Here is a 17,061-nt window from a genome sequence, read left to right on the forward strand (position 1 = left end):
TGGCATCGTGACGGCACACCCGGACATCGCGCGGAGGACGGGGAACAGGTCGTGACCGAGGCAGCACCCCTGGCACCCCAGCGCAGGGCCCTGATCCTGGAGATCGTGCGCCGCGACGGTGCCGTGCGCGTGGCCGACCTCGTGGAACAGCTCGGCGTCTCCGATATGACCATCCGCCGCGACCTGGACGCCCTCGCCCGCACCGGCTCCCTGTCGAAGGTGCACGGCGGCGCCATCAGCGCCGCCGTCACCACGGCGGACGAGCCTCCCTTCGAGACCAAGGCCGCTCTGGAGTCCCGGGCGAAGTCGGCCGTGGCCGAGGCGGCCGCCGCCCTCGTGAAACCGGGCAGCGTCGTCGCCGTCTCCGGCGGGACCACCTCCTACGCCGTGGCCACCCGGCTCAAGGAGGTCCCCGATCTGACGGTGGTGACCAACTCCCTGCCGGTCGCCCAGCTCCTGCGGCCCACCGGCACCGAGCTCGCCCCCGCCGGGCACACCCTGCTGCTCACCGGCGGCACCCCCACCCGGTCGGCTTCGCTGGTCGGCCCGCTGGCGGACCAGACGATCCGCTCCCTCCAGGTGGACCTGCTCGTCATCGGCGCCCACGGCGTCTCGGAGCGCGCCGGGGCCACCACCCCGAACCTGGCCGAGGCCCAGACCAACCGCGCGCTGATCGAGTGCGCCACCCGGGTCGCCGTCGTCGCGGACCACACCAAGTGGGGCGTCGTGGGGCTCAGCCGGTTCATCGCCCTCCCGGAGATCGACTACTTCGTCTCGGACGACGGCCTCGACGCCGAGGCGTGCGCCGTCCTGCGGGATGCGGTGGGGCAGCTGATCCTGGGTAGGACCCAGGCGTAACGCAGGGCAGGGCATGCCCCGTACGGACTTGCCACGCCCTGTGTGTTTACGTAAACATGCACAGGTGTCCGGTGCGCGCCCCGCGCGCCCGTCCCGCTCGACCGAGGAGCACGCGTATGCCCCTTCTCCAGATCGAAGACGACGGATTCCGGCTCGACGGCGAGCCCTTCCGCATCCTCTCCGGCGGACTGCACTACTTCCGCGTCCATCCCGGCCACTGGCGCGACCGGCTGCGCAAAGCGCGCCTCATGGGCCTCAACACGGTCGAGACGTACGTACCGTGGAACCTCCACCAGCCGCAGCCCGACACCTTCCGCCTGGACCACGGCCTCGACCTGCCCCGCTTCCTCGACCTCGCCGCCGAGGAGGGGCTGCACGTCCTGCTGCGGCCCGGCCCCTACATCTGTGCCGAATGGGAGGGCGGAGGACTGCCCTCCTGGCTGCTGGCCGATCCCGACATCCGCCTGCGCAGCGGCGACCCCGGCTTCCTCGGCGCCGTCGACGACTACTTCCGGCAGCTCCTGCCCCCGCTCCACGACCGGCTGGCCACCCGGGGCGGGCCGGTGCTCGCCGTACAGCTGGAGAACGAGTACGGCGCGTACGGGGACGACACCGCCTACCTGGAAGGGCTCGCGGAGCTGCTGCGCCGCCACGGTACCGACGTACCCCTCTTCACCTGCGACCAGCCGTCCGACCTGGAGCGCGGCTCCCTGCCGGGCGTGCTCGCGACCGCCAACTTCGGCAGCGGATCCGCCCGCAACCTGACCGCGCTGCGCGCCGCCCGGCCGTCCGGGCCGCTGCTCTGCACGGAGTTCTGGATCGGCTGGTTCGACCGGTGGGGCGGCGAGCACACCGTCCGCGACGCGCGGGAGGCGGCGCGGGAGCTGGACGACCTGCTCGCGACCGGGGCGTCCGTGAACTTCTACATGTTCCACGGCGGCACGAACTTCGGCTTCATGAACGGCGCCAACGACAAGCACACCTACCGCCCCACGGTCACCTCCTACGACTACGACGCCCCCCTCGACGAAGCCGGCGACCCCACCGAGAAGTACGCCGCCTTCCGCGCGGTCATCGCCAAGTACGCGCCCGTTCCGACGGAATGCCCGCCCGCGCGCGGCGCCCGGTTCGCCCTGGAGTCGCTGGAGCTGACGGAGAGCGCCGGGCTGCTGCACGCCGCGCCGGCCCTCGGGGACGCGGTCGCCTCCCGCCGGCCGCTGACCATGGAGGAACTGGGCCAGGACTACGGCTTCGTCCTCTACGAAACGGACCTGCCGGAGGCCGGACCGGCCCTGCTGGAGCTGGAGCAGGTCCGCGACCGGGCGCAGGTGTTCCTCGACGGACAGCCCGTCGGGGTGCTGGAGCGGGAGGGGCACGAGCACTCCCTCACCTTCGCCGTCCCCCGGCCGGGCGCCGCCCTGGCCGTCCTCGTGGAGAACCAGGGCCGGGTGAACTACGGGCAGGGCATCCACGACCGCAAGGGCCTGCTCGGCCAGGTGCTGCTCAACGGCGCGCCGCTCGACGGATGGACCAGCCGCCCGCTGCCGCTCACCTCGCTCGACGACGTGCCGTTCGCGCCCTCGCCGGCCCCGCCCACCGGCCCGGCCCTGTACCGCGGGACCTTCGCGGTGGACCGGCCCGCCGACACCTTCCTCCACCTCGACGGATGGACGAAGGGCAACGCCTGGGTCAACGGCTTCGCCCTCGGCCGCCACTGGTCCCGCGGACCGCAGCGCTCCCTGTACGTGCCGGGGCCCGTGCTGCGCGAGGGCCTGAACGAGCTCGTCGTACTGGAGCTGCACGCGCCGGGGCGCGGCAGGCGGGTCGCCCTGCGGGAGGCGCCGGATCTGGGGCCGGTGGAGGGCTGACCGGCCCGGCGGGCGCAAACGGCCGTGCGTACGGAGGCCGTGCGTACGTCGGCCGTGCGTACGGAGGGGGTACGCACGGCCGTCGGGGCTCGTGGAGGCTCTTGCCTGGGCAGGTCAGGCCGCCGAGCGCCGCCACTTCTGGTTGTCGCCGCCGGTGCACGTCCACTGGATGAGGGGCGCTCCGTCGGTCCGGGCCTGGTGGGTCACGTCGAGGCATTTGCCGCTGTGCCGGGCGACCAGCCGCATTCCGCTCGCGTCGGCGCGGCCCTGCTTCCACTTCTGGCCGGGTGCGTCCGTACAGGCGGTCTGGACGACGGCGGCCCCGTCGTGGGAGGCCGCGTCCTGGACCGCCAGGCACTTGCCGCTGTGGCGGAGCACGATCCGGACCGTACCGGCCCCAGCGCCCTGGAACCACACGTGCTGGTTGAAGCTGCCCGGGGCGCAGCTCCACTGGAGCAGCCGGGCGCCCTCGGCCACCGACCAGTCGGCGGCGTCGGCGCACTTGCCGCTGTGCGCGGCGGACAGGGTGTTCCAGTCCCCGAGGCCCCGCACGGTGCCGGCCTCGGTGGAGAGGGCGATCTGCGGGAAGTAGTCCATGGACAGGCTCGTCCGGGTGGGGAAGGCGAGCGGGAGCCAGATGTACTGCGAGTCGTTGACCGTGCCGCCCATGGAATTGCCCCAGCGGTCGCCCATGTAGAGGTAGCTCGTCAGGCCGGAGACGCCCTCGACGGGCAGGACGTAGGCGGTCTGCGAGCCGTAGGTCCTGCTGTCCCCGAGGTCCCGCAGCTGGCTCCAGGTGCCGGTGACGCTGTCGGCGGTGCCGTACTTCTGCTGGTTGGGCGACCAGCCCGTGGCGCCGGAGGTCACCAGGAAGTAGACGCCGTCCCGCTTGAACAGGGCGGGCGCCTCCCGCCACTGACCGGGCCACAGCTTCTGCACCTGGGCCTCGACGGCGGTGTAGTCGGGGCTGAGGCGGTAGACGTGGAGGTCCGCGTTCTCGTTGGCCGCCGAGATCATGTAGCCGGTGCCGTCGGTGTCCGCGAAGGCCGTGATGTCGCGGGACATGTGCCCGAGGGGCCGGAAGCTGCCGCGCCAGGCGTAGGCGCCGTCGACGGTGGAGGAGACGGCCACCGCGGCGCGGGCCTCGCTGTAGTCGGTGGCGGCGCCCTCCTTGTGCATCCACATGACGAACTGGTCCGTGGCGCGGTTGTAGATCACCTTGGGGCGCTCGATGTTGGCGGTCGCCAGCTCCGGGTCCGTGGCCTGGGAGAGCACATGGCCGCGGAACTCCCAGTTCTTGAGGTCGGTGGAGCGGTAGGCGGAGACGTAGCGGAAGCTGTTGTCGGGGTTCCGGTCCTCGCCGAACCAGTAGTAGTGCGCGTCCACCTTGATGACCCCGCCGCCGTGGGCGTGGACGGGCCGGCCGGTGGGGTCGGTGAACTGGGTCGCGTTGGTGACGGTGACGGGGGCGGGGGAGGCCGCGGCGGTGCCGGGGCCGCCGAGGAGGCTCGCGAGCAGGGCCGCGAGGAGGGTCAGGGCGGTCAAGAGGGCGGCGGGAGGCGGGTGATGACGTCGCATGGGTACCTCAGGTGGCTGGCGGGTGGGGGAGAGGTGCGCCGGTGAAGCCGAGGGAGCCGGGGAAGCTGCGGAAGTCGGGGAAGCAGCGGAAGCTGCGGAAGTGGATGAAGCCGCTGTGTCGCCCCTGTTATGTTTTCGTAAACATTCCGGGGGCTGGCTGCGAGTGTGGAAGCCGCGCCGTGGCCTGTCAAGGACAGGGACGGGAATCGTGACGCCGGTCCGATTCCGGCCAGGGGTTGGCCACAAGACGCTTGACGGTCCCGGCGGGGCGGTGCCACGATCGCGCTACCGATGATTACGTAAACATCGCTCGTCGGATCCCGCCCTCCTGGAGGCCGACTCGGCCCCGGAGGCCCCCTATACACCCCTGCGCGGGACCCCCTGGTCACTGACGTCACTGACACAAGGACCCCACCATGACGCTCCTGCCGGCACCGGCAACAGCAGTTCCCCCACCCCGCCGCGGACCACGCGCCCGCCGTGAAGCCCTGGCCGGCTGGGGATTCGCCGGACCGTTCGCAGCCGTGTTCGCCCTCGTCTTCCTGGCCCCGCTCGTCTACGCCTTCCACCTCAGCCTGTTGCGCGACCGGCTCATCGGCGGCACCTCCTTCGTCGGCGCGGACAACTACCGCCAGGTGCTGGGCGATCCGCGGTTCTGGGAGGGAGCCGGCCGCGTCGGGCTCTTCCTGCTGGTCCAGGTGCCGGTCATGCTGGGCATCGCCCTGCTGGCCGCGCTCGCCATCGACAGCGGCCGCCTGTACGGCAAGGCGTTCTTCCGGGTCGCCGTCTTCCTGCCCTACGCCGTGCCGGCCGTCGTCGCCGGCCTGATGTGGGGGTTCCTGTACGGCTCCCGCTTCGGCCTGGTCGGCAACCTGAACGAGAGCTTCGGCCTGTCCCTGCCGGACCCGCTCTCACCCTCCCTCGTACTCGCCTCCATCGGCAATGTCGTGACCTGGGAGTTCGTCGGCTACAACACCTTGATCTTCTACGCCGCGCTGAAAGTGGTGCCCCGCTCCCTCTACGAAGCGGCCGCCATCGACGGGGCGGGGGAGTGGCGCGTCATCAGATCGGTCAAACTGCCCGCCATCCGCAGCGCGCTGGTCATCGCCGCCATCTTCTCCGTCATCGGCAGCTTCCAGCTGTTCAACGAGCCGAGCATCCTGCAGAGCCTCGCCCCGAACGCCATCACGACCGACTACACCCCGAACCTCTACACGTACTCCCTCGCCTTCTCCGGACAGCAGCACAACTACGCGGCCACCATCGCCCTCGTGATGGGCGCCCTCACCGCGCTCATCGCCTACGCGGTCCAGCTCCGCGGCATGCGGAAAGGCTGAGCGCATGATCACCAACCCCACCGACGCCTCCCCGCACACCGTGGAGCCCGGCGCCCGCCCCGCCCCGGAGCCCGCCGCGTCGAGGAAGGCACCGGCCACCGGGCGGACAGGCCCGCGCAGAGCGGCGCGTACCCCCCTCGACCCGCGACGCAGCATCCCGCTGACCGTGCTGGCGGGCCTGGTCCTCGTCTACACGATGCTGCCCCTCGTATGGCTGGTCATCAACGCCACCAAGGACCAGGAGAGCCTGCTCGGATCCTTCGGCCTCTGGTTCGGCGAGGACTTCCAGCTCTGGGACAACATCGCCCGCACCCTCTCCTACGACGACGGCGCCTTCGTCCGCTGGACACTGAACACCCTGCTGTACGTGGCCGCGGGCGCGGGCGGTGCGACCCTGCTCGCCGTCCTCGGCGGATACGCGCTCGCCGTCTACGAGTTCCCGGGCCGCCGGGCCGTCTTCGCCGTGGTCATCGGCGCCGTGGCCGTTCCGGGGACGGCCCTCGCCGTCCCCACCTTCCTGATGTTCAGCGGCATGGGCCTCGCCGACACCCCGTGGGCAGTGATCATCCCCTCCCTCGTCTCGCCCTTCGGGCTCTACCTGATGTGGGTGTTCACCGCCGAAGCGGTGCCCGTCGAACTGCTCGAAGCCGCCCGCATCGACGGCGCCGGCGAACTGCGCGTCTTCTTCCGGGTGGCCCTGCCGCTGCTGATGCCGGGGACGGTGACGGTGCTGCTCTTCACCATGGTCGCCACCTGGAACAACTACTTCCTGCCGCTGATCATGATCAAGGACCCGGACTGGTATCCGCTCAGCCTCGGCCTCAACGCCTGGAGTGCGCAGGCCCGTACGGCGGGAGGCGAGCCGGTGTTCGATCTCGTCATCACCGGCTCCTTGCTGACCGTCGCACCGATCGTCGTGATCTTCCTGCTGCTCCAGCGCCACTGGCAGTCGGGTCTGGCCGCCGGCAGCGTCAAGGAGTGACGCGCCGCCGCCTTCGGCCTGCCGCCCGCTGCCCGTCTCCGCCCCGCCACCTTCCGTCCGTACACGAATCAGGAGCACCACCGATGAGAACGAACAGCCGCCGCCGGATCCTCGCCGCCGTCGCGGCGACGTGCGTCCTCGGCCTCGGCGCGACGGCCTGCGGCGGGCCGGAGCCCTCGCCGGACTCCGCCGCGAAGGATGTCGCCTCCGCCCTGGAAGCCGGGGGCAAGGTCACGGTGTGGGCCTGGGAACCGACCTTGAAGAAGGTGGCCGCCGACTTCGAGAAGAAGTACCCCCAGGTGGACATCGAGCTGATCAACGCGGGGACGGGCGACAAGCAGTACACCGCCCTGCAGAACGCCGTCGCCGCCGGCTCGGGAGCGCCGGACGTGGCGCAGGTCGAGTACTACGCCGTCGGCCAGTTCGCCCTCGGCAAAGCGCTGGAAGAACTCTCCCCCTACGGCGCGGCCGCCCACGACCAGGCGTTCACCACCGGGCCCTGGAGCGCGGTCCGGTACGGCAAGGGGATCTACGCCCTGCCGATGGACTCCGGGCCCATGGCGCTGTTCTACAACAAGAAGGTCTTCGACCGGCACGGTGTCGCCGTCCCCACCACCTGGGCCGAGTACGTGGACGCCGCGCGCGCCCTGCACACGGCGGACCCGAAGCTCCACATCACCAACGACACCGGCGAGGCGGGTGCCACGACCAGCCTGATCTGGCAGGCGGGTGGCCGCCCCTACCGCGTGGAGGGCACCAGGCTCGGCATCGACTTCGGGGACCCGGGCACCGCCCGGTACGCGGGGACCTGGCAGAAGCTCATCGACGAGCGGCTGCTCGCGCCCGTCGCCTCCTGGAGCGACGAGTGGTACAAGGGCCTCGCGGACGGCAGCATCGCCACCCTGGCCACCGGCGCCTGGATGCCAGCCAACCTGCTGTCCGGGGCCCCGGCCGCCTCGGGCGACTGGCGCGTGGCGCCCCTCCCGCAGTGGACGGAGGGCGCCGCGGCGGGCGCGGAGAACGGCGGCAGCTCGCTCGCCGTGCCGAAGGCGTCCAAGAACACGGCGCTGGCCTACGCCTTCGTCGAGTACGCCACCACGGGACCCGGCGCCGCCGCCCGCGTCGCCGAGGGCGCCTTCCCCGCCACCCGGGCCGAGCTGGACTCCCCGGCGTTCCTGGAGACCGCGTTCCCGTACTTCGGCGGCCAGCAGGCCAACCGGATCCTGGCCGCGGCGGCCCGCGAGGTCGCGCCGGGCTGGTCGTACCTGCCGTACCAGGTGTACGCGAACTCCGTCTTCAACGACACCGCGGGCAAGGCGTACGTCGCCTCGGGCACCCTCTCGCAGGGCCTGGAGGCATGGGCGGCGGCGAGCGCCAAGTACGGCACGGACCAGGGATTCGATGTCGCCCGCAGATGACACCCGACGACAACTACCAACCCGCGCAGGGACATCGGACCAGTCGTCGCTGCGGTGCATGGGCCTGGAGTACGTGGACGTCTTCTTGCTCCCACCGCTACGACCCCGGGACCCCGCCGGCGGAGAACGTGGGCGCGCTGCACACGGCGGTGCGCTCGGGCCGGGCCCTCTCCCACTACGCGGCCGACCGCCACCGCGAGGCGGCGGCGACCCTGCGGAAAACCCGGCGCTCAACGCCCCACGCCTTCAGGAGGAACCAGATGAACAGCAGCGCAGCAACAACAACGACCCACCGGAACAGCCTCGCCGCCGCGGCGGTGGCACTCGGTCTCGCCCTGGCCCTCGCCGCACCGGCGGCCGCCGCACAGCATCCGGGCGACGCCGCGACGGGCACAGTGGTGCGTATGTCCGGTACCTCGGTCACGGTCACCGCAGCGCCCGGCGTCGCCAACACCCTCACCCTCCGCCGCACCGGTGACGCGATCCACGTCCGGGACACCTCAGACCGCGTGGTGGCCACCGGAGGCTGTATCCGTATCGCCGTCGACGAGGCGTTGTGCCCCGGCGCCGGCCGCCTCACCGAACTCGTCGTCGAGGCGGGCGACGCGGCGGACGAGGTGAACTCCCACCTCACGACCACGGCCGTCACCCTCAAGGGCGGGCCGGGCGACGACACCCTCTACGGCGGTGGCGCGAACGACACCCTGGAAGGCGGCGAGGGCGCCGACTTCCTTTCGGGCGGAGCCGGCAACGACCTCCTCATCGGCTCCAGCGGCCGGGACCGCATCTTAGGCGGCGCGGGCAACGACCGGATCGAGGGCCGCAACGGCTCGGACGTCATCGACGCGGGCGCGGGCGACGACGTCGTGGAGGGAGGCGACGGCAACGACCACCTGATCGCCGGCCCCGGCAACGACTTCCTGGACGGGGGCACGGGCAGGGACACCATCGACACGGTCGACGGAATCCCCGGCAACGACTACGCCCGAGGCGGCCCCCAGACAGACACCTGCCGAGCCGACCACATGGACCACATCACGGAATGCCCCTGACCCCACCCCACCCCGCCCCCGGCCCCGTGAGGGCCGGGGGCCTCCTCACGCCCCACCCACCCCCACTCCCACCCCTGTCAAGCCACGCACTCCCGTGTCATGACGCCCCTCCGCACCAGAGGTCCTAATGGCGGGACAAGCATTCCCCGCCCCAGCCCCCCTCCCCGGAACGGATGTGACCGTCATGCTCTCCACCGCCTACCCCCTGCGCGTCCAGGCGACGCCGGACCCCCGGCTCACCCGGTGGATGTGGCTGGTCAAATGGATCTTCGCCATCCCCCACCACATCGCGCTGCTGTTCCTCCAGCTCGGCTTCGTCCTGGTGAGCGTGGCGGCCTTCTTCTGCATCCTCGCCACCGGCCGCTATCCCCGGCCGCTCTTCGATTTCAGCGTGGGCGTCATCCGCTGGTCCACCCGCGTCCAGTACTACTGCTCCATGGTGCTCGCCACCGACCAGTACCCGCCGTTCACCCTCAAGGACGATCCGGAATACCCGGTCCGCCTGGACGTCGACTACCCCGAGCGCCTGTCCCGCGGGCTGGTCCTCGTCAAATGGCTTCTGGTCATCCCGCAGGTGCTGGTGGTCGCCACCCTGGTCACCAGCGGCTGGAGCGCCTACCGCTTCATGGAGGACTACAGCCCGTTCTCGGGCCTCATCGGCCTTCTCTCCCTGGTCGCGGTCCTGACCCTGACCTTCACGGGCCGCTACCCCCGCGGCCTCTTCGACCTCCTGATGGGCCTGCTCCGCTGGACCCTCCGCGTCCTGGCCTACGCCTCCCTGATGACCGACACCTATCCCCCCTTCCGCCTGGACCCGGGCCCCCACGAACCAACGGCTCCGGCCCACCCCTGACGAGGAGCGGGCGGAAGCCACCGATGTCAGCGAACTCCCTGGCGGACACAGCCCCGAACCGGCCCGCCGGAGTCACGGCAGGACCTCGGATCCGTACGGAGCAACCGTGCGGCCGGGGTTCTACGAGGTGCGGGCCTCGCGCCATGTGGTGACCACGTCTTCGACGTCGAACACCGAGAGTCGGAGGGGCGGGCCCGGTGGGGGCATGCGCAGTGCGGCGCTGATCTTTTCGTTGATCTCGGCGAGGATGTCGCGCACCTGGCGCTCCGAACGCGCGGCGCGGACCGCCTCCATCGCGTCTTCCGCTTCCTTGCGCAGCGCGAGTGCGGGCGGCAGGCCGGCGAACCCCTCGCGGTGCATCTTTCCCTTGACCCACCACAGCTCGTCGTAGGGGGCGTCCAGCGAGGCCAGCGGCTTGCCCAGACCCGGCAGGTCCTTGAAGTCGCCGCGCTCGCCGGCCTCCCTGATCTGGCGGTCCACCCAGGACTCGAAGTCCACACCAGGCGGCTTCCGGTCGGTCATGATCCCTCCCCAAGGGTCACATCGGCTGCGCGCGGCACCCGTTCCCGGCTGGTGGTCGAGGGGTGAGCGCGTACCGGCAGTCCGCCTCCAGCCTACGACACCGACCCCGTTCGATCCCCGTGCTTCCGCTCCTGTGACAGGTCGCCCCAGGCCGGCGGCGGTTTGCGATCCGTCACCGCATCCCGTTCTCGGGAGGGATTTCTGGGCGGTGCGGCGGAGGGCTCTCGGTTTGCAGAAGGAACTTCGCGTGCGCGTCGGCGGCGCGATCGCACTTTTCAAGACGTCCGAATATCGATGCACGTCGGCTGATATTCGTGCATCGCGCAGCGCGGGACCGACCCTCGTGGCCTGCCGCCACACCCCGGTCTACCTGCTGTGATGTGGCCGGGCACGCGACGCCTCGCACAGAATTCGCTCACGCGCACCAGTGATCCATCTCACAATATGATCCATTGCGACTCGTTCGGGATCTGCTTGAAGATCCCTACCGAGAGAGTCGCCGAACGCATACTTCGCGACTCGCATCGATCAAGGCACGGGGGTGTCTGTGAATACACAGGTGTATGGATTTACAGCCGGGAAGTCGCTCGAAGAGCCACCGGCTGATCTGCGGACCATGGAACGGGCAAGCGGCCCTGCGGCGCCGCTGCCGACGAGACGCCGCCCCGGACACCCCTCACCCGGCTGACCGGCGAGGTGCTGCCACGTCCCGTGTGCGGCGCCACCCGCCCAGCCGATCCTCCGGTCTCAAGAGTTTTTGGGTGTGTACCAGTGGGCGATCTTTTGGCCATCAGTGATCTGCATGTGCACTACGAAGAGAACAAGGAGCTGGTCAGAAGGCTTCGGCCGACATCGGACGAGGACTGGCTCGTGGTGGCCGGTGACATCGGCGACCACAGTGACGACGTGAGATGGGGCCTCGAGGTCCTGAGCAGGAATTTCGCGCGAGTGGTCTGGGCGCCGGGAAACCACGAGCTGTGGACTCGCCCGGACGATCCGCTCGCGGCACGCGGTGAAGAGCGGTACCGGTCCCTGGTGGAACTCTGCAGGGGCCTGGGGGTTCTCACGCCCGAGGATCCGTTCCCGGTCTGGGAGACCGCGGAGGGTCCGGTCGCGATAGCCCCGCTCTTCGTTCTCTACGACTACTCGTTCCGGGCCGCCGGTATCCACGACAAGGCTCAGGCTCTCGCGAGGGCAGAGGAATCGGGCGTGGTGTGCATGGACGAATTCATGCTGCACCCCGACCCCTACCCGAGCCGGGAGGCGTGGTGCGCTGCGCGGCTCGCCGAATCCGAGGCGCGTCTGTCCGCTCTCCCGGACGGCATGTCGACCGTACTCGTCAATCATTTCCCGTTGATCCGTGAACCGACGCGGATGCTGCGTCATGCGCACTTCGCGCTGTGGTGCGGCACCTCGGCGACGGAGGACTGGCCGCGGAGATTCCGTGCCGCCGCCGTCGTCTACGGGCACCTGCACATTCCCGGATTCCTGCGCGAGGACGGGATACCGCACTACGAGGTGTCCCTGGGATATCCGCGTGAGTGGAGAGCGCGGGCCGCACGGCCCGGGCAGCTCGTGCCGGTTCTGTCGGGCCGGCCCGCCGCCGGCTCCCCGCCGTGATAGCGGAGCTGGTTCCTGCCGGGGTGGCGGCCGTTCAGTCCTTCGGGGACCCGGAGCTCACGCCTCCCGTGTTCGCCGAGGAGGCCGCTCTCGTCGAGCGCGCGCTGATCTCACGGCGTGCGGAGTTCCGTACGGTGCGGGCGTGTGCCCGGGAGGCCATGGGACGGCTGGGCTTCGCGCCGGCGCCCGTCCTGCACGGCACCCGGGGTGAGCCGTTGTGGCCCGCCGGCCTTGTGGGCAGCATGTCCCACTGCGCCGGATACCGTGTGGCGGTCCTGGCCAGGGCCGAGGAATTCGCCCTGATCGGGGTCGACGCGGAACCCGACGAGGCTTGCCCGGACGAAGGAATCCGGGAGCTGATCGCGGGGCCGGACGAACTGGCCATGCTGGCCGCGCTGGCCGAGAGCCACCCGGACATCGCCTGGGACCGGCTGCTGTTCAGCGCCAAGGAATGCGTCTACAAGGCGTGGTATCCGCTCGCCCGTCGTTGGCTGGGCTTCGAGCACGCCGCCGTGGTCCTGGAACCGGAAACGAAGACCTTCACCGCCCGATTGCTGGCACCCGGCCCCCTGGTGAACGACATCAGGCTGACCGAGCTGCGGGGCCGCTGGGCAGCCCGGCACGGGCTCCTCGTGACGGCGATCACCGTCCCCGCGACGGGTGACCGATCCCCGTCCGCCGGTTCCCACAAAAACTAGCTGATCTTCTCCGGCTCCTGCCGGACATGTACTGCGAGGTATTTTTCAAGTGAACGGCTGTCACAACGCAGCGTGTCCCTACATCCGCGACCGAGAGGCCGGCGATCCGCGTCCCACGCCCGGCGGCATGCGTGTCTGCACGGGATGTTTCGAGCGGTTCCAACATGATCTGAAAACCATTCCGGACCTCTACCGGGAATGCGAGAGCATGCTCGCCACCACGCCCTGGGACGGGCAGCGGGTTTCCGGTACCCGGTCGTTCGGAATCAAGCTCAACGCCGTCGCCCTCGAAGCGCGCGACACCCTGCGGGCCCGCCTTCGGGCATGGTGCGACCTGGTGAACGCGGAACACGGGTGTGTTCCCGCCGGGCAGTCCATGGAGGGGCTGGCGGAGTTCCTCCACCAGCACGCACGCTGGCTGTGCCACCACCCGGCAGCGGGCGACGCCATCAGCGAGATGGCCGAGACCGCCACCATGGCCCGGCGCGTCGTCAGCCCGGAGCGGGTGCGACGCTTCCGGGTGGGGGCCTGCATCGAGCACGAGTGCGGGGGATCGCTGATCGCGGTGATCCAGGCGGACGGCCGGCTGCCCAGCGAGGTCCGGTGCGACAACGACCCCGGGCACGCCTGGTCGGCGTACGAGTGGCGGGAGCTGGACCGCCGCGTGAGTGACCGGCACCAGACCGGACTGCCGTGGCTCACCGCCAAGGACGTGGCGGAACTGTGCCGCATCTCCATGAGCAACGTCTATCGGCTCGCCTCGGAGAACAGCTGGCGGCGGCGGACGAACGGGCGCCGCGTCTACTACGCCAAGGCGGACGTGCTGGCGTCCGTCGGCTGAGTCCACGCACGCAGCGACGCATCGAAACCGCAGGCCCGGGCCCCATGCGGCCGGGCTCCCTCCGGATGAGCGAGTGAGACATGCACGAACCACCAGAACCGATCGCCCCGGCCTCCCTCGTCGAAGCGTTCCGGAGCGCCGCGGCCGCGTACCCGGACCGCACCGCGGTCAAGTGCGGCACGGCGAGCCTGACCTACGCCGAGCTCGACCGGCGTTCCACGCACCTCGCGAGGCGGCTGCCGCCCCTCACCCGGACCTCGGAGCGTCCCGTCGGGATCCTGCTCGACCGGTCGGCCGAGATGGCGGTGGCGGCGCTCGCCGTACTGAAGGCGGGCTCGTTCTACCTCCCGCTGGACCCCGAGGCCCCGGCCGCGCGGAACGCCGTCATCCTGGAGGACGCCGCGCCGGTGGCCGTGGTGACCTCCAGGAGTCTCGCGGAACGGGTACCGGCGGGCATCGAGCGCTGCCTGGTCGACGCCCCGCCGACCGCGCCGCCGGACGCCGTACCCCTGCCGGAGCGGGTGGCACCCGAGTCACGGGCCTACGTGATCTTCACCTCGGGAACGACCGGCAGGCCCAAGGGGGTCGAGGTCACCCACCGGAACGTGCTCCGCCTGTTCTCGGAGAGCGCCCCCGTCTTCGGTTTCACGGCCGAGGACGTCTGGACGGTCTTCCACTCCTTCGCCTTCGACTTCTCGGTCTGGGAGATGTGGGGCGCCCTGCTCCACGGCGGCTGCGCGGTCTTCGTGCCCGCCGACGTGGCCAAGGACCCCGCGTCCTTCCACCGGCTGCTCACGCGGGAGCGGGTGACGGTGCTGAACCAGACACCTTCGGCCTTCCAGCAACTGGTGACCGAGGACGGCCGGCACGAGGAACGCCTCCCGCTGAGGTTCGTCGTCTTCGGCGGGGAGGCGTTGCGCTTCTCCGATCTCAGGCCCTGGGCCGCCAAGTACGGTGTCGACCGGCCCGTTCTCGTCAACATGTACGGGATCACCGAGACGACCGTGCACACCTCGTACCACCGGGTGCGCCCGTCGGACCTGCACGACGGTGACAGCGTCATCGGCCGCCCGCTGCCCGACCTCGACCTCCTCCTGGTCGACGAGAACCTCCGCCGCGTCGCGCCGGGCGAGACCGGCGAGATGGTGGTCGTGGGTCCCGGCGTGGCCCGGGGCTACCTCGGGCGGCCCGATCTCACGGCGGCGCGCTTCGTCACCGTCGAGGACTCCTCGGGCCGGCCGGTCCGGGGCTACCGTTCGGGCGATCTCGCCCGGCTGCGCCCCGACGGGCTGCTGGTGTACCTGGGCCGCGCCGACAGCCAGGTGAAGATCCGAGGCTTCCGGATCGAACTGGGTGAGGTCGAGGCGGCCCTCGCCGGCCATCCCGCCGTCCGCCACGCGGCGGCCACCGTACGGGAATCCGCCACCGGGGGAGCCACCCTGGTGGGCCACGTGGTCCCGGAGCCGGGCGCCGAGCCGGACGTCGCGGAGATCCGCGCGCACCTCGCCGAGGTGCTGCCGCACTACATGATCCCCTCCGCGATCGGCCTGCTGGAGGCCATGCCGCTGACCGGCAACGGCAAACTGGACCGGTCCGCCCTGCCGGACGTGGTGGTGACACCCGGCCGGTCCGCGCCGGCGCCGCGGTCGGCCGCGGAGGCGGAGCTCTGCGCGCTCTTCGCCGAACTCCTCGAACAGGAGGAAGTGGGCCCGCAGGACGACTTCTTCGAGCTGGGCGGGCACTCCCTGCTGGCCATCGGCCTCCAGAACCGCGTACGGGCCGTCTTCCAGAGCGGCCACGCACAGCCCCTGCCGCTCTCCCAGGTCTACCGGAGTCCCACCCCCGCGGGCATCGCCCGATGGCTCGAACAGGCGGGCCACGAGCTCCGTGCCGCGGACGTCCGGCCCGAGGGCGGCCCCGTACCGTTGAACCCGCAGCAGAGCGACATGCTGATGCGTCATGTCTTCGCCCCGGACGACCTCGTGCACCACTGCACGATGGGCTGGCGGGCGGACGGCGAAGTGGACGCGGAGGCGTTGGCCCGAGCCGTCGAACACGTCCACCGCCGGCACGAGGCCCTGCGCTCCTCCTACCGATTCGACGCGGAGCCCGGCCCGGCCGCGGTCCCGCTCGACGGGGCGCCGCCCCGGCCCGCGGTGCTGTGGGCACCCGGCCCCGAGGAGGCCCACACCCTCCTGAGGCAGGCGCTGGGCCGGCCCTTCCGGCTGGAGGAGGGCGAGATCTGGCGGGTGGTCATGGTGACCGTCGGACCCGGCGCGTCCCACCTCATCGGTCTCGCCGTGCACCACGTGGCCTTCGACGGCTGGTCCGAGTCCATCCTGACGGAGGAACTCGCCGACGCCTACAACGCGTCGAAGCTCGGCCCCGTCCCCCCGGGAGAGCCGGGGCCGACACTGCGGGAGGTGGCGGCCGCCCAGCGGGCCCGCCTCACGTCCGGGGCCCTGGAGCAGCAGCGCGCGTACTGGCGCGGCGAACTCACCGGTGTCCCCAGCCTGACGGTTCCCGAACCCCCTGCCGGCCTGCCTGTCGACGGAGGAACGGGACCGGAATGCCAGGTCTTCCCCCTGCCGGAGAAGACGCTCGCACGTGTGGAGGAGCGTGCGGCCGCACTGGGCGTGACGCCCTTCGTCCTCCTTCTCACGGCCTATGGCGCGGCGCTGGCGGAGGTGTCGGGTGACGAGGACATCGCCGTCGGTACTCCGTACGCCCTGCGCGGCGACGAGCGGCTGGACCGCGCGGTGTCCTGCCTCGTCGACGTGCTGTGCATCCGGATGCGGTTCTCCGGGGAGGGGGCGGGGAGGATCGATCCGGCACGCGTCGCGGACACGGTCCGCCGCGCCTTCGCCGCCCAGGACATCCCGTTCAGTGAGGTCGTCCGGCTGGTCAACCCGCCCCGGGGGCCGCGCGCGCCGCTGTTCCAGAACATGTTCGCGCTGCAGAACAACGCCCCGGCGGAACTGGAACTCGCGGGGGCGGCGACCGAGTTCTTCCGTCCGGCGCCCTTCGGCCTGCCGACGGAACTCGTCGCCGAGGTGCGCCCGCACGAACGCGGTGGACCCCGGCTGACCGTCAGCTACCGGCCCCATCAGGTTCCCGGCTCCTTCGCCGCGGAGCTGGGCGCACGTTTCCTGGCACTCCTGGAGGACGTGGCCGCGCCCTGACGGTCCGTACTGCCGCAGGCCGTTCGCTTCCGGCCTGCGGCAGGTCCGCGAACCGCGGAGACCGCGAGAGGATCCCTCTTGACACGGTCGGGATCGGCTAAGAATATGTATCTCATAGTGGCTGAGCTGCGCGCTTCGGCCCGGGTGTGACGCATATCCGCAGTGAGTCGGATCTCCTGTCGGCGCGTACTCCCTTCTCTCTTTTCCTGATTCGGACCGCCTCCGCTCCGCGCTCGGCCGACGGCTCCTCGC

General features: G+C 71.0%; 13 protein-coding genes. 11 read left to right on the top strand and 2 right to left on the bottom strand.

Annotated features, from left to right (window positions below; translation table 11 throughout):
• The first annotated feature begins 51 nt into the window (after positions 1-51).
• Both ABZ873_RS00460 and ABZ873_RS00465 read left to right on the top strand, forming a co-directional pair.
• Positions 52-858, top strand: coding sequence for a DeoR/GlpR family DNA-binding transcription regulator (locus tag ABZ873_RS00460; protein WP_360863372.1), 807 nt, complete (start codon positions 52-54; stop codon positions 856-858).
• 116 nt (positions 859-974) lie between these two features.
• The gene (locus ABZ873_RS00465; protein ID WP_360863374.1) at positions 975-2,726 is read left to right on the top strand and encodes a beta-galactosidase family protein; all 1,752 of its coding nucleotides are present in this window, start codon (positions 975-977) and stop codon (positions 2,724-2,726) included.
• 114 nt (positions 2,727-2,840) lie between these two features.
• Here the strand turns inward: ABZ873_RS00465 and ABZ873_RS00470 are convergent, their stop codons facing one another.
• Complete coding sequence (locus ABZ873_RS00470; protein WP_360863376.1) at positions 2,841-4,304, bottom strand: RICIN domain-containing protein; 1,464 nt, start codon at positions 4,302-4,304, stop codon at positions 2,841-2,843.
• A 416-nt stretch (positions 4,305-4,720) separates the two neighbouring features.
• Here ABZ873_RS00470 and ABZ873_RS00475 point away from each other — a divergent pair, with 416 nt between their 5' ends.
• From ABZ873_RS00475 to ABZ873_RS00495, 5 genes are all read left to right on the top strand, one after another.
• Positions 4,721-5,641, top strand: coding sequence for a sugar ABC transporter permease (locus ABZ873_RS00475; protein ID WP_360863377.1), 921 nt, complete (start codon positions 4,721-4,723; stop codon positions 5,639-5,641).
• Between the two features lie 4 nt (positions 5,642-5,645).
• Positions 5,646-6,623, top strand: coding sequence for a carbohydrate ABC transporter permease (locus ABZ873_RS00480; RefSeq protein ID WP_360863379.1), 978 nt, complete (start codon positions 5,646-5,648; stop codon positions 6,621-6,623).
• 83 nt (positions 6,624-6,706) lie between these two features.
• A complete protein-coding gene (locus ABZ873_RS00485; protein WP_360863381.1) occupies positions 6,707-8,041 on the top strand; it encodes an extracellular solute-binding protein in 1,335 nt (444 codons plus the stop codon).
• Between the two features lie 260 nt (positions 8,042-8,301).
• Positions 8,302-9,093, top strand: a complete 792-nt coding sequence (locus tag ABZ873_RS00490; RefSeq protein ID WP_360863383.1) for a hypothetical protein — start codon at positions 8,302-8,304, stop codon at positions 9,091-9,093.
• A gap of 184 nt (positions 9,094-9,277) precedes the next feature.
• The gene (locus ABZ873_RS00495) at positions 9,278-9,946 is read left to right on the top strand and encodes a DUF4389 domain-containing protein (protein ID WP_360863617.1); all 669 of its coding nucleotides are present in this window, start codon (positions 9,278-9,280) and stop codon (positions 9,944-9,946) included.
• A 120-nt stretch (positions 9,947-10,066) separates the two neighbouring features.
• Here ABZ873_RS00495 and ABZ873_RS00500 read toward each other — a convergent pair whose 3' ends face one another.
• Positions 10,067-10,468: a DUF1992 domain-containing protein gene (locus ABZ873_RS00500; protein ID WP_360863385.1), complete on the bottom strand. Its 402-nt coding sequence runs from the start codon at positions 10,466-10,468 to the stop codon at positions 10,067-10,069.
• A gap of 771 nt (positions 10,469-11,239) precedes the next feature.
• Between ABZ873_RS00500 and ABZ873_RS00505 the strand changes: the two genes are divergently transcribed.
• The 4 genes from ABZ873_RS00505 to ABZ873_RS00520 all read left to right on the top strand — a co-directional run bounded on the left by ABZ873_RS00505 (position 11,240) and on the right by ABZ873_RS00520 (position 16,809).
• A complete protein-coding gene (locus tag ABZ873_RS00505; RefSeq protein ID WP_360863387.1) occupies positions 11,240-12,088 on the top strand; it encodes a metallophosphoesterase in 849 nt (282 codons plus the stop codon).
• The gene (locus tag ABZ873_RS00510) at positions 12,085-12,786 is read left to right on the top strand and encodes a 4'-phosphopantetheinyl transferase superfamily protein (RefSeq protein WP_360863389.1); all 702 of its coding nucleotides are present in this window, start codon (positions 12,085-12,087) and stop codon (positions 12,784-12,786) included. The genes ABZ873_RS00505 and ABZ873_RS00510 overlap by 4 nt, the downstream gene beginning before the upstream one ends.
• 208 nt (positions 12,787-12,994) lie before the next feature.
• Positions 12,995-13,627, top strand: coding sequence for a helix-turn-helix domain-containing protein (locus tag ABZ873_RS00515; RefSeq protein ID WP_360863391.1), 633 nt, complete (start codon positions 12,995-12,997; stop codon positions 13,625-13,627).
• 80 nt (positions 13,628-13,707) lie between these two features.
• A complete protein-coding gene (locus ABZ873_RS00520; protein ID WP_360863393.1) occupies positions 13,708-16,809 on the top strand; it encodes an amino acid adenylation domain-containing protein in 3,102 nt (1,033 codons plus the stop codon).
• Positions 16,810-17,061 lie beyond the last annotated feature (252 nt).

The organism is Streptomyces sp. NPDC047014 (genome assembly GCF_040644195.1).
Lineage (GTDB): Bacteria > Actinomycetota > Actinomycetes > Streptomycetales > Streptomycetaceae > Streptomyces.

What these genes read in the sequence shown, in the direction of transcription:
- ABZ873_RS00500 (WP_360863385.1), bottom strand. Translation starts at nt 10,468, where the DNA reads ATGACCGACCGGAAGCCGCCTGGTGTGGACTTCGAGTCCTGGGTGGAC.
- ABZ873_RS00490 (WP_360863383.1), top strand. Translation starts at nt 8,302, where the DNA reads ATGAACAGCAGCGCAGCAACAACAACGACCCACCGGAACAGCCTCGCC.
- ABZ873_RS00515 (WP_360863391.1), top strand. Translation starts at nt 12,995, where the DNA reads ATGCTCGCCACCACGCCCTGGGACGGGCAGCGGGTTTCCGGTACCCGG.
- ABZ873_RS00470 (WP_360863376.1), bottom strand. Translation starts at nt 4,304, where the DNA reads ATGCGACGTCATCACCCGCCTCCCGCCGCCCTCTTGACCGCCCTGACC.
- ABZ873_RS00495 (WP_360863617.1), top strand. Translation starts at nt 9,278, where the DNA reads ATGCTCTCCACCGCCTACCCCCTGCGCGTCCAGGCGACGCCGGACCCC.
- ABZ873_RS00520 (WP_360863393.1), top strand. Translation starts at nt 13,708, where the DNA reads ATGCACGAACCACCAGAACCGATCGCCCCGGCCTCCCTCGTCGAAGCG.
- ABZ873_RS00485 (WP_360863381.1), top strand. Translation starts at nt 6,707, where the DNA reads ATGAGAACGAACAGCCGCCGCCGGATCCTCGCCGCCGTCGCGGCGACG.
- ABZ873_RS00465 (WP_360863374.1), top strand. Translation starts at nt 975, where the DNA reads ATGCCCCTTCTCCAGATCGAAGACGACGGATTCCGGCTCGACGGCGAG.
- ABZ873_RS00475 (WP_360863377.1), top strand. Translation starts at nt 4,721, where the DNA reads ATGACGCTCCTGCCGGCACCGGCAACAGCAGTTCCCCCACCCCGCCGC.
- ABZ873_RS00480 (WP_360863379.1), top strand. Translation starts at nt 5,646, where the DNA reads ATGATCACCAACCCCACCGACGCCTCCCCGCACACCGTGGAGCCCGGC.